The following is a 21,231-nucleotide window of genomic DNA, read 5'->3' as shown; positions in this document are numbered from 1 at the left end:
CCCTCGGCAACACCAACCCCCTAGATACCCCAAGTCGAATGCACAGAGTACACCCGACAGGCTGGCGGCATCTCGAAAGGTGTCGGCCTTTCAAGAGTGGATGGTACCAACCTGCGAAGCTTTTTGCATAAAAAGTTAGTCTTGCCGTAATTTTTTATAAATGGCGCGAATTTCTTCTTGACAGACATTCTCACCCTCTGTAGGCTCCCTTCCAAAAAGTTTGAATACTCTAACTTGTAATCGCAAAAAAGCCTTCAGGGAAACCCGCCATGACACCACTTGTCCAATCATCCCCTTTCGGGACCGCACTGCCCGACATCGACAGCTACCACGCAAACGAAACCGGCAATCCCCTTACCGATGCGTTTTCAACGAGCACCACCGTCCACCCCGGAGGCAAGGCAACCCCCGTGGCAGAGGAAAAAATTCCAGCCACCTATGCGTCACTCACGCAAAAGCCCCGGCACGGAAAAACCGCGGCCTACATTCATGTGCCGTTTTGTGAAAGCCACTGCCTCTACTGCGGGTTCTATCGAAAACGTTACGACGAAGGCCAGAGCAGGGCCTACGCCGATGCCCTCATCGCCGAGCTTCGGTCCACAGCAGAAAGCCCCCTCCAGGCAAGCGCCCCCATCCATGCCGTGTATATCGGCGGGGGCACCCCCACCTCCCTGGAAGCCCCGGACCTCAAACGCATCCTTGATGCCATTCAGGAAAACCTTCCCCTTGCAAACGACTGTGAACTCACTGTTGAGGGACGCATCTGGAATTTCGGGCCGGAAAAAATGGAGGCTTGTCTTAAAGGCGGAGCCAACCGCTTCTCCATCGGGGTCCAGACCTTTGACACGGAGCTGCGGCAGTCCATGCACCGCCTGGCCGACCGGAAGACGGTCCTCACCGCCCTTGCACGGCTGAGGGACTACGACCAGGCCGCGGTCATCATCGACCTGATCTACGGATTTCCCAACCAGACCATGGAAATGTGGGAAGAGGATATCCGAACCTTCCAGGGCCTGGGGCTCGACGGCGTGGACCTTTACCAGCTCAAGGTCTTTTCCGGCACCCCCTTGAGCAAAGCCATCGACAAAGGGCGCTTCCCCCCGGGGGCGGACCTGGCCACCCGGGCGCGCATGTACGCCCGGGGCACGGAGCTCATGGCCGACGCACAGTACACCCGGCTCTCCGTCAACCACTGGGGCCGCACCCCACGGGAACGGAACATCTACAACCACATGATGAAAAGCCCCTCCTGCTGCCTGCCCTTCGGCCCCGGAGCCGGAGGCAGCGCCCACGGCCATTTCTTCTTTCTGGAAACGGATTACGACGCATGGCGCAGGGCAGTGCTCGACGACGAACGAAAGCCCCTTGTCACCATGCAGCGCCAGACCGCCCACGCCGAACTGGAGAAGACCATTACCAGCGAGTTGGAGCTCTGCAGGATCAACCTTGGAGACCTCGGAAAACGGTTCGGGCTCCCCCTGGCTGAGACACTGGGCACCCTTTACGAGCAGTGGGAACGTGCCGGGCTCCTCACCCACCGAAACGGATGGTGTCGCCTGACGACCGCCGGGCAGTTCTGGCAGGTCACCATGGCACAGCTAACCATCAATTACCTGTACGACACGATTTTTACGGAGGAATCATGATGCGATTGTTTTCAGCCTTGCGCTCTCCCCTGATAACCGGTGCGTTGAGTGCATCACTTATCCTGGGAACCGCAGTCACCACTTTTGCCGAGCCGGTGGAGACCACCTCGGAGATGAAGGTCACGGCCACCCGAACCGAACGTGAATTAAGCGAAATCCCCTCATCCCTGAGCGTGGTCACGGAAAAAGAGATCATCCGCCACGGCTACACCTCCGTCGCGGACATACTTCAGGACGTCCCCGGCGTGGAAATCTACGACCAGAGCCTGTCCGGTGCCAAGCGCATTAATATCCGGGGCGAATCCGGAGCCCGGGTGCTCATCATGATCGACGGCCAGAAGATCACAGAGCAGAAATCCATGGACGGCGCGCCCCTTCTCATCGACCCCAACCAGGTCGAACGTATCGAAGTGATGAAGGGCCCGGCCTCGGTTCTTTACGGTTCCGAAGCCATCGGCGGCGCCGTCAACATCATCACCAAAAAAGGGGGTACCAGGCCCATCCAGGCCTCGGCCAACGTCACCTACAACTCTTCTACGGAAGGTTTTGAAGAAAGCCTGGCCCTGTACGGGAGCAAGGACAGCTTCAGTTATCGCATCAACGGCACCCGCTCCGACCAAGGCGACCGGGAAACACCCAGCGGCACCATTGAGGACTCCGGATCCGAAACCACTGCAGGCAGTGCCTTCTTCGGCTACGAAGTCGGCAAACTGACTGTGGGGCTGAACGTGGAGGACTATACCAGTGAAATCGAGTCCCCGCCCACGGTGCAGGACGGAACCCCCTTTGACCTGCACCTGCCCGAATGGACCAGACAGAAAGTGGGCCTGACCTGTGATATCAAGGATCTTTCAACCGCCGTTCCCAAAATCCACATGGATGCCTATGCCCAGAAAACGGAAAAAGAATTCGAACAGCGCATGGTCGTCAATATGGGGCGTTTAGGTACCTACAAACATGCCCTGGACACCTATAACGATCAGAAGACCTACGGAGCCAACGCCCAGGTCGACATCGTGCCTGCGGCAAACCACTACCTCGTCGCAGGGTACGCCTACACCCACGACACCCTGGACGCCGAGAGCACTCAGGACTTTGATGACCTGGGCGGACGCATACTTCCCCCGCCTCCCATGGGACCTCCCGGGCCTTCCACGGACCCCGTCACCACCACCAACGACGCCAACATGACGACCCATGCCCTCTTTCTGCAGGATGAGTGGATCCTGCCAAAGGACATTCTCCTCACCTTCGGCGGCCGCCAGACCTGGGTGGAATCAGAACTCGAAGAGAGCAATGCCCCCGGAGCCAAGGTCGGGAGCACCACGGACAGCCACCCGGTCTTCAGCGGCGGCCTGACATGGAACGGCATCAAGGGCCTCACCCTTCGGGGCAACATCTCCCAGGGATACCGGTTCCCCGGCCTCGACAAGCTCTTCATGGGCACCAACCACGGCGGCCGTACCACCCTGGCCAACCCCGACCTCTCCCCGGAGACCTCCACCAACTACGAAATCGGGGCCCGCTACAACAGCGACACCTGGGGACTGGACCTTGCGGTTTTTTACAACCTCGCCGACGACTACATTCACTCAACACCCGTCAGCGGCAACATCTACACATATGACAACGTGGACAAAGCCAAAACCCACGGCGTCGAAGCTTCCATCGACTTCACCATCGTGCCCCTTCACCTCACGCCTTACGCGTCGGGCGCCTGGATGAAACGAAAGTTCGAGACCGAAGAGCTCTCCACCTGGAAAACCGACACCCCCGAGCTTTCCGGACGCTTCGGCCTGCGCTACGAGACAAACCTCGCCACACGCCCCGCCAACGTCTGGGCCGATCTCTGGATGCGCGCGGCAACGGAGTCCGAGCTGGAACAAACAGACGACGACAACCCCGGAGGGACCACGCTTGAAACCAAAGGCTCCTGGCAGACCCTCAACATCGCCTTTGGCAGCGAGTTCGGAAAAGACCGGCAGTACCATGTCTCCCTGAACCTCAACAACCTTTTGGACGAATCGTACCAGACCGCCCGCAACACCCTTGAAGAGGCCGGATTCCACGCCGTGGCCCGGGTGGGCGTCTCCTTCTGATAACCATCAAACACCCCTCCCGGTTCTGTCAAAGGCCGGGAGGTTTTGAGGATACCCATGGAAAAAACACCCTACTGGGAGATGCGGGATCTCGTGACCATAGGCATCTTTGCCGCCGTCACCAAGGTGACGAGCCTTCTGGTGGCCCTTGTGGGCGGAGGGATGAACCCCATCACCCTGATTCTCAAAAACCTTTTGTTCACCACACTGGCCATCGTCCTTCTCTACAAGGTCAGAAAATTCGGCGCACTCACCCTGTTCCTCCTGGTCAACATCCTGGTCTCCCTGTTGCTCATGGGTGGCTCCCTGGTGCTCATCCCCGCCATGGTCCTGGCAGGGATCGTGGCCGAAGCCGTCATCATGATCTTCGGAGGATACGCCAGAAGCGCCAATCTCATCATCGGGGTGGGGCTCTACGACATTGTCTTCAAGGTGAGTTCCGTGGGGGCTTCCTGGCTCTACATGCGAGAACAGCAGGAGATGGTCATCATGTCCGCCATCATTGTGGGTATCGGATATATCGGGGCCTTCCTGGGCCTCTTCTCCGGTGCCTTTTTCGTCAAGGAGTTGCGCCATGCGTGCATTATTCGCAGCTGATGCCATGCAGGCGAAAAGCCATGTTCACAGGCTCGACGTCCGCACCAAAATCCTCATCAGCCTGGTGGCCTCGGTGGCCGTCATCTTTATCAAATCGCCCCTCGCCATGGGGTTTCTCGCACTGGCAAGCGCCCTTTACGTGCTGGAGTTGGGCCGGTACGGGGTCGTGGCAATCTGCTACGCAGCCATCGCCCTCATGTGGGTAGTCGCCCTGGGGTTCATGGCCCTTATTCACCACATGGCCCCAACGATTCCCGCTTCCGGGATCGGTGCCATGGCGGTGCCGTTCCTGCGAACGGTCATCATGATCAATACCGTACTCGCCCTGGCCCTCTCCTCACGTATCCAGACGGTTCTCACGGCCCTTAAAAGCTTCAGGCTTCCCATCTGGATCTACATCCCGGCGGCGGTGATGATTCGCTTTGTCCCCACCTTTATCCGGGACGTGCAGCAGATCCACGAGTCCATGCGCATCCGGGGTTACAACCTGCACCCGGCCTTTATACTCCGGCACCCGGTTCTTTCTGTTCGGCTCCTGGTGGCCCCCATTCTCTTTCGGGCCCTGCGCAGCTCCGACGACCTGGGCATCGCCGCCGAGCTCAAGGGCGTCTCCCGGACCAACACCATGGTGAGCTACAAAACCCAGGCCTTTTCCCGGGCTGATGCCGTGGCGCTTATCGGCCTTGCCCTTATCCTTCTCACCGGCACGTACCTTCAACTACGCTGGGGAACAGCCACCACAGGATTCATGCCATGATCGAATTGCAGCACGTCACCTACACCTACCCGTTTCAGGAAGCGCCCGCCGTGCGGGACCTCTCCCTCACGGTCAATCCGGGCGAAGTGACCCTGGTCACCGGCGCCAGCGGCTGCGGCAAATCGACCCTTATCCGCCTGGTCAACGGGCTCTGCCCGCACTTCTTCCAGGGTAACCTGGATGGAGAAATCCGCCTTAACGGGATGCCGAATACCGGAAAAAACCTCACCCAGCTTTCCGGGGAGGTGGGCACCGTGTTCCAGGACCCGGAGATGCAGTTCTTTGCTCTCAACGTGGACGACGAGATCGCTTTTGCCCATGAGTGGCTCGGAAAACCAAGGGAAGAGATCGAAGAGGTCGTGATACAAACCGCTGAGCACCTCAACATCACGCACATCCTGGGTTCCGCCATCCACGAGCTCTCCGAGGGCCAGAAACAGAAAGTGGCCCTGGCCGACATCCTCTCCCTGTCCCCCTCCATGGTGGTGCTGGACGAACCCTCGGCCAACCTGGACCCCGAGAGCACCGATGCCCTGGCCCACTTGATCCTGGACCTCAAAACCAGGGGAATCGCCGTGCTGGTGGTGGACCACCGGCTCTACTGGCTGGAAGGCGTGGCCGATCACGTGGTGGTGATGGACAATGGCGAAATCGTTGCCCGGGGAGAATTTAACATGCTGGAAGACGCTGCGCTGCGCGCCCGCTACGGCCTGCGCGCCCACCATGTCCCCGACACCAGGCACACCCTGCCCCCCCTTCCGAAGAGCGGACACTTAGAGGTTAAAGGTCTTACCTTCGGCCATGGAAGCGGACCCACCCTCTACCGCAACGCCTCCTTTGCCCTGCCCCAGGGGGTCACCGGGATCATCGGAGACAACGGCACCGGCAAAACAACCCTTGCCCGGCTCCTCACGGGCCTCACCAAGCCCCGGGAAGGTGAAATCGCCATCGGCGGCGATAAAATCAAACAAAAACACCTGCTGAAACACGCAGGCATTGTCCTTCAGAACACAGACCACCAGCTCCACATGAACTCGGTGCTCCAGGAGGTGGCCATGGCCTCGGGCACCCACCGGGTCCGCAAAGAAGACCGCGACACGCTCACTGCCTTTCTGGACCGCTTCGGCCTCGCCCACCTGGCGAATCGCCACCCCCAGTCTCTTTCCGGCGGAGAGAAACAGCGCCTGGTCATTGCCTGCGGCCTGGCCCAACAACCGGACATCTTTATTCTGGACGAGCCCACCAGCGGGCTGGACGGCCACAACATGCAGCGAATCGCGGACATGATGCGCCATGCAGCGGACAGCGGCACCAGCGTGGTGGTCATCACCCACGACCTGGAGCTCCTCCACCTCGCCTGCGATGTGGCCCTGCGCCTTCCCTTTTCACAAGACCAACAGGAGTCCTCACCATGTTTAAAAACAGCGTAACCCCGGACATCAAAGCCAGGATTATCGACATGATCGACGAAAACCCCAGCACCATGCCCAGCCAGATGGCAGCCCAGCTCCACATTTCCGAGGCCGCTGTGGTCTCGGCACTCCCCGACCCCATGGGCACCTTTGTGGATGCCTCACACTTCGACACCGTCTGGGAGGCCATGACCGGCTGGGAAAAAATCACCTTTCTCCGCCAGAGCCCCACATCCGTCATCGAGGTAAAAGGAAAACTGCCCAGGGGCACCCACGGCCACGGGTACTTCAACCTCATGGATAAAAACAACCCCCTGGGCGGCCACCTCAAGGTGGATAAACTCGGGGCCATCTGCTTTCTCGAAAAGCCCTTCTTCGGCCTGGAGAGCCTCTCCGTGCAGTTCTACGACACCCACGGCGACCATATGTTCGCCGTCTACGCAGGCCGGGAAAAACGCACCCTCATCCCTTCTGTAAAAGCCGGGTTCCACGCCCTTCGCAACCAACTGACCAACCAGGAGTAAAAAACCATGAAATCACTCATCGTCTATTCATCCCGAACCGGAAACACCCGAGCCGTTGCCGAAGCCGTTAAAGAGGCGTTTCCCGAGCCCTGCACCCTGGCCCCCGTTGAAGAGGCACCCGCCGTGGACGACTACGATGTCATCGCCATCGGCTACTGGGTCGACAAAGGCATGCCCGATGCAAAGGCCAAAACGTTCATGGAGAAAATCAAAGGGAAAAAGGTGGGACTCTTCGGAACCCTGGGGGCCTACCCGGACTCGGAACACGCAAACGACTGCCGGGCCAAGGCCGAAGCCCTCATGGAAGGAAACGAAATGCTGGGGCAATTTCTCTGCCAGGGCCGCGTGGACCCCAAGGTGCTGGAGATGATGGCCAAGGTGGCCTCGGACCAGCACCCCATGACAGACGAGCGCAAGGCGCGTATTGAAGAGGCAAAAAAACACCCCAACGAAGAGGATTTTGAACAGGCCAAAGCATTTTTTCGAAAGTGCTTGAAGGGATAAAAGCAAAAAAAAGCGCCTCCGGCGGCCCTGCCGGGGGCCAAACTTTTGAAAAGTTTGACAAACAGGTTTCAAGTGCTATTTCGGTTTATTCGAGTACCTTGGTTTACCGGCTGCTTTAGGCTTAACGAATAAGAGACCGGAACGTTTTTGCGGAGTTTTTTTCAATAAACGACCCGCCGGAGTTATTCTGGGCGAAGCCCGAGTCAAAGGTCCTTGCGATTTGCCCCGAGATACGAGGGGCAAAACGCAAGGACAATCAGCTTTCGAGGTGGCTCACCTCGTCGCCGGAGGCAACTCGCTTAAAGATGCCTCCGGGGGCGAAATCTTTGAAAAGTTCGCCAAACAGCTATTTAACACGATGTCCTCGCCATGACTTAAATGAAAGGCGAATGTGATTTTCCCTGAGGAACGAAGGGGAAAGCGCATTTGCAACCCGCTTTCAAGGTGGCTCACCTTGCCGCCGGAGGCACGCTTTTTGATCCGTCTTTGGCCATATGAGCCTGAAACCTCACTCAGGAAGACTTGGACGCGTGATTTTCCGGCAGGGTGAATTTTTCCTGCCAGGTGTCGATATCGCACCCTGCTTCCTTCAGGTAGAGGATAAAACGGCCAAGCTGGAGCACCACGTCGTCGGTGACGGCGTGCTCCACCCGGCATGCCGTGGCCTCGGCCTCCTCGTCGGGGAGTTGCAGCACGCGCCCGAAAAAGTCGCGGAGGATCACGTTGCGGTGGGCAATGCGCTTGCCCAGCTCCCAGCCGGAGGGTGTGAGGGTAATGGGGCTGTAGGGCCTGTACTCGATCAGCTCACGGGCGGCAAGGGATTTAAGGGCCGTGGTCACGGTAGACCGAGTGACCCCCAGGTCGTCTGCGATGGCGTTGGAGCGGGCGTCCCCGTTTTTCTGGACCAGCCGGAAAATGGCGGCCAGGTAATCCTCGAGGGTGGATGTCAGGGGGGTCTCTTTGGTTATCATCAGATCTCCTTAGGCAGTAAGATGGCCGGCATCATGAAGTGGCCCGAGCCCTTATATGCGGCACAACGCCTCTCTTCGGAATGCTCATTAGTCAATTCACCGCCATTTGACAATATGTAATCGAAAAATAATGGTCGGCTTAAGCCTCCGGCAGCCCTGTCGTCGGAGGTTAAACTTAAGACAAACAGGTTTTAACACGATGCTCTTCTCTTGTATTCCACCCTGGCTGCGACTTCTCTCCGGTTACGCCTCACGGTACCGGCTCCGGGTTGCCGCCGGCATCGGCTGCAGCATGGCCGCCCGTGTCTGTGATCTTCTACCCATGGCCCTTGTGGGGCTTGTGATCAACCGCATGACCACGGGAACCCCTGCAGCCTCCGAATTCGTATTCTACGGGCTGGCGGTCTTCAGCGCCTTCGGGGGCCTTGCCGTTTTCCAGAGCACAAGCGACTACCTCCTGGCCACCATTGCCCAGTCCATCCGTCATGACATCCGCATGAAGCTCTTCGCCAAGATCCTTCACATCGACACGGAGATCATCGAGGCCAAGAGCAAAGGGGACCTTCTCTCCGTTGTCACCAACGACGTGGACGTTCTGAATGGTTTTTTTTCAGAGACCATCGCCAACATCGTGCGGGTGGTCATCTCCTTTGCGGGCACCTACGGGTACCTCTTCTGGCTGGATTATCGACTGGCCCTTATCCTCGCCTTTCCCCTGCCCCTTATTGTCGCATGCATGCGCGTTTTTTCCCACCGTATCCATCCCCAGTATCTCAAATCCCGACGGGCCGTGGGGAGCTTTGCAGGGATCCTCGAAAACAGCCTCCAGGGAATCCCCGTACTCCAGGCATACTGCGCCGAGCAGAGCGAAATGGATCGTTTGAAAAAAGAGTCCGCCCTGTATCGGGACACGGCGGTGGACGCCGCCAAAACCAAGCGAAACTTCATCCCCTTTATCTACGCCATTGCCGGAATCTCCTTCGGTTTACTCATCGGCGGCGGGGGCTGGTTGACACAGCTGCCCGGCGGCCCGGATCTCGGCGCCTACACCACCTTCGTTCTCATGGGCATGCGCCTTGTGGTCCCCATCTTCACCCTCACCTTCCTCATCAACCAGCTCCAGCAGGCCAGAGCCGCTACCTTAAGGGTCCGCGAGCTTCTTTCCATCACGCCCCGCCTTGCCGACCTGCCCGACGCCATGGATCTGGACGATCTCCCCGAGACCGTCAGTTTCGAAAAGATCCGCTTTCACTACCCCGACCACCCAGAGCTCTTCTCGGACATCTCCTTTACCATCAACAAAGGGGAATTTATCGGTATCGCAGGGCCCACCGGCGCTGGCAAAAGCAGCCTCATCAAGCTGTTGCTCCGCTTCTACGGCCCAAGCTCCGGCCGCATCGCCATCAATGGAAAGAATCTGGAAGAGCTTGCCGCAGCCAGCTTTCGCAAACATGTGGGCTACGTCTCCCAGCACCCCTTTCTCTTTCACGGAACGGTCCGGGACAACCTGTGCCTGGGAAGCCCCAAGGCCACCGAAGAAGAGATCCGACAGGCCATCCGCCAGGCAGGGATAGAGGAGATGATCCACGATCTTCCCCAGGGCCTCCACACCATCCTGGGCGATCAGGGGAATTCCCTTTCAGGGGGACAGAAACAGCGTCTCTCCCTTGCCCGGGCCCTGCTCCGGGACCCGGAGGTGTTGATCCTCGATGAAGCCACCTCGGCGGTGGACCCCCTCACCGAGAGCATCATCCACACCAATATCCTGAATCTCAGAAAAAACCGCATCATCATTGCCATTGCCCACAGGCTCTCCACCTTAACGGCATGCGACCGGATCCTCGTCATGGCCCGGGGGGGTATCGTCCAGGAGGGTCCGCACCAGGACCTGGTGGCCGAAGAGGGCGTCTACCGATCCCTGTGGCATGCACTTCAGGATGCCCCGTGCTGAAAACCGAACGGCAACACCACGGGCCAGGGAACAATACACGATTTTCACCAAATAGAGATTCCGCCCACACGCCAACATATGTTACGCAGGAACCCGGTAATTAAGGGATCATCCCCTGGAGCGCCGCACTCCTGTGCGGCACGGGCAACGACGGCCTAAAAAGCCGCACCGGAGTGCGGCGCTCCGTTTCGGTCGATCTTTCTCGATTTTTTTGAAGGTCAAGGCCCAAAGGTTATTCACGACAAACCATTAAGACCTGTTTGTTCAACTTTTCAAAAGCTTGCCCCCGACATGACCACCGGAGGCATATGCTGAAAGGATCTCTTATTACTTTGGTTCCATCATTTTTTCATGAAATATCCGGTCTAAGCGCATGACGGATTACACCACTATCAAAGAGCTGTCCCCATGGTCATTCAGAAAGAAAACGTCATAGAAAAAGCAGACACCCTCATCATCGGCGGAGGGTTAAGCGGCCTCTACGCTGCCAGTATCCTTGCGGCGGAAAAAAAGAAAGTGCTCCTGCTGGAAGCCCGGGACCGTATCGGGGGGCGCATCCTCAGTACGCAGATACATGGGTTTTCAACGGACCTCGGCCCCTCGTGGTACTGGCCCGCCCTCAACCCTAAGGTCTGTGCCCTCGTCAACGCCCTTCACCTTACGGGCTACCCTCAGTTTGAAACGGGGTACTGCCGTTTCCAGGCCCGGGACGGCAGGGTCGTCACCATGGAGGGTCAGCCCATGGACCCTCCGGGATGGCGCATTGACGGCGGCATGATGGCCCTTGTGAAGGAATTGTATAAACGTCTTCCCCAAGGGACGGTCCGGCTGAACCATCCGGTGTGTGACATCGAAAGGCGCGATGACGGTGTCCTCGTGAGCGTGGGTGTGCTTGATGAACCACCGGTATGCCGCATCAAAGCCTCCCGCGTCATTCTGGCCATGCCGCCCAGACTCGCCGCCCGGTCCATCCTCTTCACGCCGGATCTGCCCACAAATCTCACCCAGGCCATGCTCAGGGCCAACACCTGGATGGCGGGTCACGCCAAATTCTTTGCCCTGTACGACGAGGCCGCCTGGCGAACAATGGGCCTTTCCGGCCAGGGATTCAGCTACCACGGCCCCGTGGGCGAAATCCACGACGGCTCATGCGAAACCGGGACTCCCTTTGGCCTCACCGGTTTTCTTGCCACGCCCGCCCTTCGCAGAAAAGACAAGGAGGCCATGGCGCCTGCCATGTTGGCTCAGCTGGGCACAGTCTTCGGGGACGAGGCAGCCCACCCCACCGCCTTTTACTATCAGGATTGGGCCAAGGAGCCCTTCACCGCCACGGAATACGACCTGAAGTCCGCCCACAACCACCCCGAGTTCCATCTGCCTTCCGGGAAAACCACCATCTGGGACAACCGGTTTCACTTTGCCGGCACCGAGACAGCAGATCATCTGGCCGGGTACCTGGAAGGGGCCCTGGCAAGTGGCGAAAGGGCCGCCTCTGCCGTCAGCAGACCTGTAAGGGACAGTACAAAAATAAAACAAACACAAGCGCTGCCTCCGGCGGCAAGGTGAGGGCACCTTGAAACCCTATGGCGAATGCATGGAAGCAGCCATTATGCAAGCATTCTCGGGACATTCGCGTGATGTGCAGCATGCCGCAACCGTTTTTGCAGGAGAGGCCCATTTCATTCTTCTGGAAACACGATGACGGGCCTTCTCATGGAAGCCACTTAAGCAAAACACCTTGAAAGCTGGTTGCCACTGCGCTTTAACCCTCGTTCCTCGAGGTTAAATCTCAGCGGCATGTATTCGTGACATGTATACTTATTTTATGTTTGCGCCCTAACATACAAACAGAGAACAACACCCATATGGTCGTCTTCATCTTTATCTATTTTTCTGCGTTGTATTGGCTTGTCAGGCGATCCCCCCGCGGCATCGCGACACATGCCTTTCGCGTACTCCTCCTTGTGCCGTCCATCGTGCCTGTCATGTTCTTTTTCCTGCTCATACAGACCCCCATTACGCAGATTGGCCCCAGGATATCTGCCCAGTTCCGCATCCGGGAAGAGGAGATGTTCGGCATGGCCTTTTCTGTCCTGCTGTTCCTGTTCTCTGCCCTTGCCATGCATTTTTCCCTTGATCACTTCCACATGGCCTACACACACCTGTGGATAAAATTGGTCTGTACCATCGCTCTTTTTATGCTTGCCGTGGAGTGTTTTTGCAGAAAAAAACGGACGTGACACAGCGTCTGCTGCTTGCACTGAAAATGTGAAGAAAATGAAAGACACGGTGGCTGGAAAGATGCCCCCCGCAGAGCCGCCGGAGGCATTTTGAGATGAATCTAAGGCGAATGTGATTTACCCTGAGGAACGAAGGGGAAAGCGCATTCGCAATCTGCTTTCAAGGTGGCACACCTTGCCGCCGGAGGCATGTTTTTGGCTTTTGCTTTTTCTCTGAACCTTCTGAGACTCTACGGTTAACCCGACTTTACCCATAGAAGGCAGCTTTTTAAATCTGAAGAGTTACAACAAAAAAAGGGAGCGCCCCCCTGATTCAAGCCGGGGTACGCTCCCTTACGTGTTTCTTACCAGACTGCCTTCGTCTTTAGTCCACCATCTGGTTGGGCAGATAGAAGACAATATCCGGAAAAGCCGTGATGGCAATCACCATGAGAATCATGATGACGAAAAAGGGGAAGGTGGCTTTGAGGATGTCCCCCACCTTCTCGCCGGAGATGCCTTCGATGACAAAAATGCTGAATCCCACCGGGGGCGTGATCTGGGAGAGCTCCACCATGAAGACAAGAAAAATCCCGAACCACAGGGGGTGAAACCCGGCGGCCACCACGATGGGCAGCACGATGGGAAGGGTCATCACCACGATGGAAATGCCGTCCAGGATCATGCCCAGAAAGAGGTACATGATGGCGATGACGAAGATCAGCACGTAGGGTGAGAGCCCCAGGCCCGTGATGTAGAGACTCAAGGCGCGGGCAATACCCACAAAGCCCACCACCTGGGAGAGGAAGGCCGCACCCACGATGATAAAAGAGATCATGGAGGTCGTCTTCACGGCGGAGAGCACCGCCTCACGGAAGTTTTCCACCGTCAGGTTCTTAAACCACACCGCAAGGGCAAGGGCCCCCACCACGCCGATGGCGGCCGCTTCCGTGGGGGTGGTGATGCCCATGTAGATCCCCCCCAGCACCACGACGATGAGCAGCAGCACGGGAAACAGCTCCCGGGAGGCGGCGATCTTCTCTTTGAAGGTGTGGCTCTCTTCTTCCTTGGGCATGATGCTGGGGTCGATCATGGCGCGCACCATGATGTAGGCGGCGTAGGCCGATGCCAGGCACAGGCCGGGAATCACCCCGGCTATAAAGAGCTTGCCGATGGAGGTATCCGAGAGGATCCCGTAGATGATCATGATCAGGCTGGGCGGGATCAGAAAGCCAAGGGTCCCGGCCCCGGCCAGGGAGCCGATGGCGATGCTGCGGTCGTAGCCCCTTTTGGAGAGCTCATCCAGGGTAATCTTTCCCACGGTGGCCGTGGTGGCGGCACTGGAACCCGAGACCGCGGCAAAAAGCGAGCAGGCCACCACGTTGATGTGGAGCAGGCGCCCGGGAATGCCGGCCAGCCAGGGCTGAAGGCCGTTTAACAGCCGCGTGGAGATCTGGGTCCGGTAGAGGATCTCCCCCATGAGGATAAAAAGCGGCAGGGCCGTCAGGGACCAGGAGTTGGTGCTGTTCCAGATGGAGTTGGCCAAAAGGCCGCCGATCTTGTCCCACACCGAAATGGTGGGCGGCAGGTTGAGCTTGAACATCAGCATGCCCATCACCCCTGCCCCCATAAGGGAAAAACCTATCCAGAGGCCGGACAGCAGCAGCAGGAACATCACCCCGAACAGCAAAAAGGTTAGAATTAGCGGATCTGAAACGATAACAACCTCCTCAAAAAATCACTGGTGAGCTGCAGGATCAGCAGAAAAAGACCCACCGGAATGACCAGTTGGGGAATGTAAAGGGGTGTTTCGGAGATGGAATCGGCCGTCATGCCCAGGTCCCAGACGTCGTAGGTCATGAGAACGGCATGGTAGAGGGCAAAACCCGTAAGGGCAATGGCCCCGGCCAGCACTGCCAGGTCCAGCACCTTCAGGGCCGGTTCGGGCAGTTTACCCCGCAACAGGGAGATCCGGATGTGGGCCCCCTCTTTCATGGAAAAAGAGAGCCCCATCATGACCACCACAACAAAAAAGTAGGCACTGTACTCGTCACCGATGAGGGTGGAGGTGTCAAAGAGCGTCCTCGCAAAGATCTCTACGGTAATCAGCGCCACGATCAGAAGCATGAACAGGCCGGAGATGTAGCCTCCGGCCTTGGAGCACGCATCGATAAGTGAGATGAATTTTTTCATGATCTACTTTACGTATGTGTTTAAAAGGGCCTTCTCGGCTTTTTTAGCCTTCTTGAGAAACTTCTTCTGGATTTCGCGGGCGGCGGCATCCAGCTCGGCGGTGAGCTCGGGGCTCTCGGGGGTCACGGTGATGCCCTCGGCTGCGATGGCCTTCAGGGCCTCTTCGCTTCGCGCCTGGGAGGCTTTCCACTGGGCTGCCTCGGTTTCGGACGCGGCTTTCAGCATGGCTTCCTGCTGGTCGCCGGACAGGGCATTCCAGTAATCGAGGTTGATGGTGACCATGTTCAAGGGATAGGCGTAGTTGATGGGCTCAAAGTGGCTGAGGACTTCCCAGAATTTTCCATTCTTGGCGGATTCGGAGGAGGTCAGGACCGAGTCGATCATGCCGGTACGAAGGGAAGCATACACTTCGCCCCAGGGCATGGACAGGGGCATGGCGCCCAGGGCGCGAAGGAACTCGGCACCGTTCTTGTCATAGGTCCGGGTCTTGATGCCCTTGATGTCTGCGCGGGTGACGATGGCTTTTTTGGTGATGAGGCCGCTGGGAGGCCAGGGCGCGGCATAGAGAAGCTTCTGGTTCCACCTGCGGGCGGATTTTTCATAAAGGGGCCTGGAATCGACATAAAGGGCCCTGGCTTCGTCATAGGACTTGACCAGGCGGGGAAGGGAGCTGATGCCAAAGGCATGGGAACTTCCGGCCACCACACCCATGAGGATGTCCGACATGGGCACCTGACCGTCTTTGACCACTTTCAGCAGTTCAGGGCCTTTGAAGCCCAGGCTGCCGCCGGGATGAACCGTGATGAGAACAGAACCGTTGGAGTGGGCTTCAACACGTTTGGCAAAATCCATGGCGCCCTGGGTATGAAAGCTGGTGGCGCCGTAAACGGCGTTCAAATCCAGCTTGATGGCTTCGGCCATGGCGGCGCTGCTGGTTAAAAGGACGAAAATCGTCACAACGAACAGTGTCTTTATACTCTTCATGAATCAAACACTCCTTAAATGCTCAGTTTAATGGGTTCATTCTTCCCGACGCATCGCTTCGCGTATGCATCGACTACGGTCACACAGGGCTCTGGTTCGTCATCTCATGTCTATACGGAGCCCGCCCCGTTACAGGGCCAAATCCATCCCTTTAAGGGCCAAAAGCGTCTCGTGGTCTGCCACGGTGATTTTGTGGGCCTCCTCCACGGACACTCTCTGAAATCGGATCGTCTGTCCGGGCAGCGCCTGGGCCACCCGGGAAATATCGTCGGAGATCACCGAGGCGATCTTGGCGTAGCCCCCCACGGTCTGCTCCCGGAGCAGGATAATGGGGTCCCCCCCTTCGGGCACCTGAACGCCACCCGGGAGGCTGGGCTCGGAGATGATGCTTTTGGGCATCCCCTCTTTTCGAAGTACTTTGGGCCCTTCCAGGCGATATCCCATGCGGTTTGCCTGGTTGGTGACGGTAAACTCCCGGCTGAAAAAAAGGTCCAGTCCCTCATTAAAAAAATCATCCTGGGGACCTGCCACCGCCCGAAGCTCGATGGACGAGCCATAAACGGGCCTGAAGGCCTCGGGGATCTGCCGATGGGGTTTATCTCTTTCAGGAGCAAACCCACGGATCACGTCGCCGTGGGCCAGGGCCCGGCCATCGTATCCTCCGAACTTTCCCCCCACATAGCAGCTGCGGCTGCCCATGACCTCGGGCACATCAATGCCCCCGCAAAGGGCCAGGTAACCGCGACAGCCTGAAGACGCCATGCCAACGGCCACCACATCGCCGGGCGAAACGGAAAAGGATCGCCAGCAAGGCATGGGGGTTCCGTTGACCGTCACTGCCATGGTGGCCCCGGCAAGGGCCAGGGTGCAGGGAGAGAGGATCTCAAGGGTGGCGCCGCAAAAGGTCATCTCCAGAACAGCGGCACCGTCCGGGTTGCCCACCAGAAGATTTGCAAGAACAGCCGCCCGGGTATCCAGGGCACCTGAAGGGGGCACGCCAAAACGCTGATACCCGTATCGACCCAGATCCTGAACCGTGGTCATGGGGCCGGGCTCTTTGACCCTGAAAACAGCAACGGATGCACTCATGCCCTCACCTCCCCGGATTCCATGGCCGCGAACTCTTCGCAGGAGACGGGAACAAACCGCAACAGGTCCCCCGCCTTGATATAAAAAGGGTCTCTCCGGTTCAGGTCAAAGAGGCGAATGGGGCACCGACCGATGAGCTGCCAGCCCCCGGGGCTCTCGATGGGGTAAATCCCGGTCTGGTTGTTGGCGATCCCCACAGACCCCGCCGGAACCTTGGTGCGGGGTGTGGCCAGGCGCGGTGTGTGGATCTTCTCGGAGAGCCCCCCAAGATAGGGAAACCCCGGCGTAAATCCCAGCATGTAGACCGGGTAGAGGGGTTCGGCGTGAATCCGGATCACCTCTTCGGCGGAGAGCCCGTTGTACGAGGCCACGTAATCAAGATCCTCTCCAAAGGCGCCCCCGTAACACACCGGCACATCCACCACATGGGGCTCCGGGGCCTCGGCGTTGCCCAGCCTCTTTTCAAGGGCCCTAAGGTATCGTTCGAGTGGCGCCGTGCCCGTTTTCAAGGGATCGTAAACGACAATCAGCGAGCGATAGGTAGGAATGACCTCCACAACGCCCACCGGCGCACAAATCGCAAGGGACCCGCACAGCGCGCGGATCTTCTGGCTGGCCTGGAGGTCAATGGTAGCGGATAGCTCCATGAGAAGCCCCCGGTCGCCAACGCGCCGGAATATCGGTTCGTCCAGCAGCCCGTCAGGCTGCAACTCTTCATAAGTACTCATACTGCTTTTACGATAATCCCTGAGGCTTCAAGTGTGCTGCGAATGGAGCGGACCAGGATGGCCGCTTCCGGCGTATCCCCATGAAGGCAGAGGGTCTCCGCCTCGATCTCGATGGTATTGCCGTCGGTGTCCACCACCCGCTGCTCTTCGGCCATCATGAGGGCCCGGTCGGCGATCTCCGAAGGGTCGGTCTTCACCGCCCCCTCCATGCTGCGCGGCGCCAGGTTCCCCTCAGGGGTGTACGCCCTGTCGGGAAAGGCTTCCAGGACCACACGCAAGCCGTTCTCGCGGCAGGTCCGGGCCATGTTCCGACCCTTGGCCCCGGCCAGGACAAAAACGGGAATCCCGGCGTCGATGCGGGCCACGCCTTCGGCAATGCCCCGGGCGACGGTCTCATTGACCATGGCGTTGTTGTAAAGGGCCCCGTGGGGTTTCACATGGCTGATATCGGTGCCGTGGGCCAGACAGAATCCCCTTAACGCGCCCACCTGATAGACGATGCCGTTGCAAAGCTCGTCAAAGGAGAGATCCATAAAGCGCCGCCCGAACCCCATGAGGTCGGGATATCCCGGGTGAGCCCCGGCCTTGACGCCCTGTTCAACCGCCATTCTCACGGTTCGATCCATCACGGACGGATCTCCGGCGTGCCAGCCGCAGGCAATATTTGCTGATGTGATATGGGGCATCACCGCGTCGTCGGCGCCGATGCGATACGAGCCAAAACTCTCGCCCATGTCGCAGTTCAAATCAATGGATGTCATGGGTATCGCTCCTGCCTGCCCGCCCGAACCGGAGCAGGCAATGCATTGAAGTCAAATCATTCTCAAACCGCAGGACACACGGATGGATCCTGGCTCCTTTTTGCACGACAGACGCACAAAACCCATGCCCACACGTTAAACGAATCAAACAATGCGAAAGCACAGGAGAAGGAATCGGCTACTGTTTTTATATATATTTATCGAATTTAGTAAGTCGGAACCTATAAAGCCCCCCCAAAAATGTCAAGAATAAAGCTCGAACCCGGGCTGCTTTCGTATCGTTAAGCAAGCTGCCACTCCATTTTTCGAAAGCTATAAAAGCCTTGAAAACCAAAGCCGGACCCGTGTTTTATTTTTTCGACGACGCCGTGATTCAGCAACGCCGACCAGGGCAAGCCCACGCGCCTTCCAGCAACGGGCGTCACAAAGAAAAAAGGCACCGTCGCCTCCCCACAGAACACCCTTAATTGCAGGATTTCAGGGCAAAAAAAAGCCCCTGAGACCAAACCGGTTCCAGGGGCTTTCATATTCTTCCTGTACTGCCGTACCCGGCTAACAAAGGCTACAGGTCGCCCCGGCAGGATCGCTACGAACAGTTTTTCCTATTTCAGGCCACGAACTACAAGGAGTTCAGGCTGAGGGTCATGGGCTTGTCCTCTTCCAGGTCCCCCCTGAACCGAATGGCCCCGGGCTTGCGGTACCTGTCCGGCCCCGGAGCGGCGGCCATCCATTTTTCCCGCATGGCCTTGACCAGGCGAAAGGCGTTGGAGTCCAGCTCCACCACGCTCTTTTCCAGTACAAGCTTCATTTTTCCGCCCCGCTCTTCCAGGTGCATAAGGGGGGCAATGGGAATCCCCAGGGGTTCCCAGGACTCAAAGGATTTTTCGAGGTTCCGGATCCCCACCATCTGACCGGTGCTGCCCCCGGCAATAAGGCTGAAGGCGGTGAGACCCAGGTTGTACGTGTAGGTGCAGTCAAACTTCGTGGGATCAGAACCCCGTCCGTCATAACCGTAAAAATGGGTCTGGACCTTGAGGTTCGGAACGGATTTTTCGTAGATCTTTATGATGGCCGCCGGAACCGGGTCCTCTTCTTCCATGAGCTCTGCCTTCACCAGGGCCTGTTTCAGGGTCTTGAGGGAGATCAGCTCCTCCTTGACGAGGAGAAAACGCCCCACCCCGTAATTCCGGAAAATAACCGGCCCGTAAGACTCCGCGCTGAGGCCGGCCCGGGCAAGGGTGTTGGTAAAGTAGGTATCTTCGATGCCCACCTTGTAGCGTCCCTTCTCCTTGAGAATGCCCAGGTAGTCCTTGACGAGTTCCAGGATGACCCGGTCGGTCTCCACCTGGGAGAACTGGAAGTTGCCGTGGCTGTCCCGCTCCATGAGGAGCCCCGCCTTGAAAAATTCGGGGATGTCGCTGAAAAGTTCGTCGTCCCTGGCGTTCCAGATGGTCTCGGGCCCCATTTTACGGATCCCCCGCACCAGGCGCCTCAGGTACTCAAGCTTGTCGTCCAGGCTCCTGAAGTCCGAATGGAAATCCGTATCGTGGACATCGTTGTACTCGGAGATGATGGTGTTGAGTTTGATGATGAACACCTGGACCTCGTTGATGAACTCCAGAACCCCTTCGGGGATGACCACCACGCCGTAGTTTTTACCTACGGCAGCCCGCCGGACAATGGCGTCGCAGACCACCCGTGAGAGGTGACGCAGGGTCATGCCGTAGGCGGTGTAGTCCACGGTGCCTTCGGTACGGGCTTTTTCGACGCGCTCCTGATCCACATACTCTGCCAGGTCTTCGCCGATGAGGGTAAGGTTGGCGTGGGTTTGAAGGGAGACCTCCAGGGCAAGGTGGCTGGCCACACGGCCCATGACCTTGCAGAAATGCCAGTACTTGACATCGGAGCTGCCGTCGGTGCAGAGATCCCCGATATTCCGGGCAAAGGAGCGGGCGGCGCTGTGGAACCCGAAGGAGATGGCGCAAAGGCTCTTTCCTTCGGAATCTTTCACCTGAATGTCGCCGTCGATGGTCTTGGGCACCCCGATCACCTGAATGCCTTCGTCCTTCATGGCCTCTGCCATAAAGGCGGCGTTGGTATTGGAGTCGTCGCCCCCCACCACCACCAGGGCGTCGAGCCCCAGCTTTTTGCAGGTGCCGATGGACAGGCGCATCTTGGTGCGGGTATCGATCTTGGTGCGGCCGGTCTTGATCATGCAGAAACCGCCCAGGTTCCGGTACTGGTTGACCCTCTCGTCGGTAAGCTCGCAGACGTTGCCCTCGATGATCCCGTCCTGGCCGAGGATGAACCCGTACACCTTGTTTTCAGGGTTCGCTTTTTTGGCTGCGTCGTACAACCCGGCAATGACGTTGTGCCCCCCGGGGGCCGGTCCGCCGGAAAAGACGATGCCGATGGTCCTGGGGCGACTGTACCCTTCAACCTGCTGCCCGGACGCCGTCACCACCTTCTCGACCCGGTTCTCGATCAGGTGCGGCAGCTGTTCCCGTGCAGCGACATTGATGTCAAACCGGTACTGGTTCTGGGGTTCCAGGGCTGTGGGCCCGTTTCTAAACACCTCGCACATAGGCGGGGTGTACGCTCGTCGCTCCATGACATCCAGGCTGTCTCCGTCAATGATCTGTTTGGCACAGTCGTTTATAAGGAGGTCATCCAGGCTCATCAGAGGTTTTTCACACATAAGTGTCTCCGTTATAATCGCTCGATTCGGCGGGCACAGGCCGATCCGTATATAAGGGCGAGTCATCATCGCCCCTGTCGACATCATAGAAAAAAGCC

The 21,231-nt window shown here is 58.1% G+C and carries 19 protein-coding genes; 9 read left to right on the top strand and 10 right to left on the bottom strand.

The annotated features are described in order from the left end of the window. Nucleotides 1-269: 269 nt before the first annotated feature. From hutW to BLQ12_RS16640, 7 genes are read left to right on the top strand one after another with little or no spacing between them, the layout of a single operon-like run. A complete protein-coding gene (gene hutW, locus BLQ12_RS16670; RefSeq protein ID WP_092212100.1) occupies nucleotides 270-1,646 on the top strand; it encodes a heme anaerobic degradation radical SAM methyltransferase ChuW/HutW in 1,377 nt (458 codons plus the stop codon). Beyond that, nucleotides 1,643-3,745, top strand: coding sequence for a TonB-dependent receptor (locus tag BLQ12_RS16665; protein ID WP_175469874.1), 2,103 nt, complete (start codon nucleotides 1,643-1,645; stop codon nucleotides 3,743-3,745). The genes hutW and BLQ12_RS16665 overlap by 4 nt, the downstream gene beginning before the upstream one ends. Before the next feature lie 57 nt (nucleotides 3,746-3,802). After that, entirely contained in the window at nucleotides 3,803-4,342 is a 540-nt protein-coding gene (locus tag BLQ12_RS16660; RefSeq protein ID WP_092212096.1) for an MptD family putative ECF transporter S component, read from the top strand. Next, complete coding sequence (locus BLQ12_RS16655; protein ID WP_092212094.1) at nucleotides 4,320-5,099, top strand: energy-coupling factor transporter transmembrane component T family protein; 780 nt, start codon at nucleotides 4,320-4,322, stop codon at nucleotides 5,097-5,099. Before BLQ12_RS16660 ends, BLQ12_RS16655 begins: the two co-directional genes overlap by 23 nt. Next, nucleotides 5,096-6,529: an ABC transporter ATP-binding protein gene (locus tag BLQ12_RS16650; RefSeq protein WP_092212092.1), complete on the top strand. Its 1,434-nt coding sequence runs from the start codon at nucleotides 5,096-5,098 to the stop codon at nucleotides 6,527-6,529. Before BLQ12_RS16655 ends, BLQ12_RS16650 begins: the two co-directional genes overlap by 4 nt. Beyond that, nucleotides 6,511-7,035 carry a heme utilization cystosolic carrier protein HutX gene (gene hutX / locus BLQ12_RS16645; protein WP_092212090.1) on the top strand — a complete coding sequence of 175 codons (525 nt, stop codon included), beginning with the start codon at nucleotides 6,511-6,513 and terminating at the stop codon, nucleotides 7,033-7,035. The genes BLQ12_RS16650 and hutX overlap by 19 nt, the downstream gene beginning before the upstream one ends. A gap of 6 nt (nucleotides 7,036-7,041) precedes the next feature. Beyond that, nucleotides 7,042-7,539, top strand: coding sequence for a flavodoxin family protein (locus BLQ12_RS16640; RefSeq protein ID WP_092212088.1), 498 nt, complete (start codon nucleotides 7,042-7,044; stop codon nucleotides 7,537-7,539). A gap of 512 nt (nucleotides 7,540-8,051) precedes the next feature. Here BLQ12_RS16640 and BLQ12_RS16635 read toward each other — a convergent pair. Next, nucleotides 8,052-8,510: a metal-dependent transcriptional regulator gene (locus tag BLQ12_RS16635; protein WP_092212086.1), complete on the bottom strand. Its 459-nt coding sequence runs from the start codon at nucleotides 8,508-8,510 to the stop codon at nucleotides 8,052-8,054. Nucleotides 8,511-8,709: 199 nt separating this feature from the next. Between BLQ12_RS16635 and BLQ12_RS16630 the strand changes: the two genes are divergently transcribed. Together BLQ12_RS16630 and BLQ12_RS16625 are read left to right on the top strand one after the other, a co-directional pair. After that, on the top strand, nucleotides 8,710-10,461 hold the full coding sequence (locus tag BLQ12_RS16630) for an ABC transporter ATP-binding protein (RefSeq protein ID WP_175469873.1): 1,752 nt from the start codon (nucleotides 8,710-8,712) through the stop codon (nucleotides 10,459-10,461). A 408-nt stretch (nucleotides 10,462-10,869) separates the two neighbouring features. Beyond that, nucleotides 10,870-12,027, top strand: a complete 1,158-nt coding sequence (locus tag BLQ12_RS16625; protein WP_092212082.1) for a flavin monoamine oxidase family protein — start codon at nucleotides 10,870-10,872, stop codon at nucleotides 12,025-12,027. A gap of 257 nt (nucleotides 12,028-12,284) precedes the next feature. Here the strand turns inward: BLQ12_RS16625 and BLQ12_RS27080 are convergent, their stop codons facing one another. The 9 genes from BLQ12_RS27080 to BLQ12_RS16580 form a co-directional block, all read right to left on the bottom strand. Beyond that, nucleotides 12,285-12,704 (bottom strand): hypothetical protein, encoded by a 420-nt coding sequence (locus tag BLQ12_RS27080; protein ID WP_139164008.1) that lies wholly within the window; start codon nucleotides 12,702-12,704, stop codon nucleotides 12,285-12,287. 361 nt (nucleotides 12,705-13,065) lie between these two features. Next, on the bottom strand, nucleotides 13,066-14,355 hold the full coding sequence (locus tag BLQ12_RS16615; RefSeq protein WP_226860186.1) for a TRAP transporter large permease: 1,290 nt from the start codon (nucleotides 14,353-14,355) through the stop codon (nucleotides 13,066-13,068). A gap of 26 nt (nucleotides 14,356-14,381) precedes the next feature. Further along, entirely contained in the window at nucleotides 14,382-14,873 is a 492-nt protein-coding gene (locus BLQ12_RS16610) for a TRAP transporter small permease subunit (RefSeq protein ID WP_092212076.1), read from the bottom strand. Nucleotides 14,874-14,876: 3 nt separating this feature from the next. Continuing rightward, a complete protein-coding gene (locus BLQ12_RS16605) occupies nucleotides 14,877-15,857 on the bottom strand; it encodes a TRAP transporter substrate-binding protein (protein WP_092212074.1) in 981 nt (326 codons plus the stop codon). Between the two features lie 129 nt (nucleotides 15,858-15,986). Beyond that, entirely contained in the window at nucleotides 15,987-16,946 is a 960-nt protein-coding gene (locus BLQ12_RS16600; RefSeq protein WP_092212072.1) for a 5-oxoprolinase subunit C family protein, read from the bottom strand. After that, nucleotides 16,943-17,674: a 5-oxoprolinase subunit PxpB gene (gene pxpB, locus BLQ12_RS16595; RefSeq protein ID WP_092212070.1), complete on the bottom strand. Its 732-nt coding sequence runs from the start codon at nucleotides 17,672-17,674 to the stop codon at nucleotides 16,943-16,945. The genes BLQ12_RS16600 and pxpB overlap by 4 nt, the downstream gene beginning before the upstream one ends. Further along, nucleotides 17,671-18,435 (bottom strand): LamB/YcsF family protein, encoded by a 765-nt coding sequence (locus tag BLQ12_RS16590; protein WP_092212068.1) that lies wholly within the window; start codon nucleotides 18,433-18,435, stop codon nucleotides 17,671-17,673. The genes pxpB and BLQ12_RS16590 overlap by 4 nt, the downstream gene beginning before the upstream one ends. Nucleotides 18,436-18,716: 281 nt before the next feature. Then, complete coding sequence (locus BLQ12_RS16585; RefSeq protein ID WP_092212066.1) at nucleotides 18,717-18,962, bottom strand: hypothetical protein; 246 nt, start codon at nucleotides 18,960-18,962, stop codon at nucleotides 18,717-18,719. 92 nt (nucleotides 18,963-19,054) lie between these two features. Next, entirely contained in the window at nucleotides 19,055-21,133 is a 2,079-nt protein-coding gene (locus BLQ12_RS16580) for a 6-phosphofructokinase (RefSeq protein WP_092212064.1), read from the bottom strand. Between the last annotated feature and the right edge of the window lie 98 nt (nucleotides 21,134-21,231).

Origin of the sequence: Desulfoluna spongiiphila, assembly GCF_900101345.1 — a bacterium.
In the GTDB taxonomy this organism is placed as follows: domain Bacteria; phylum Desulfobacterota; class Desulfobacteria; order Desulfobacterales; family Desulfolunaceae; genus Desulfoluna; species Desulfoluna spongiiphila.
The sequence above is the reverse complement of the archived record's forward strand: the minus strand, read 5'-3'. Positions and strand labels throughout refer to the sequence as shown.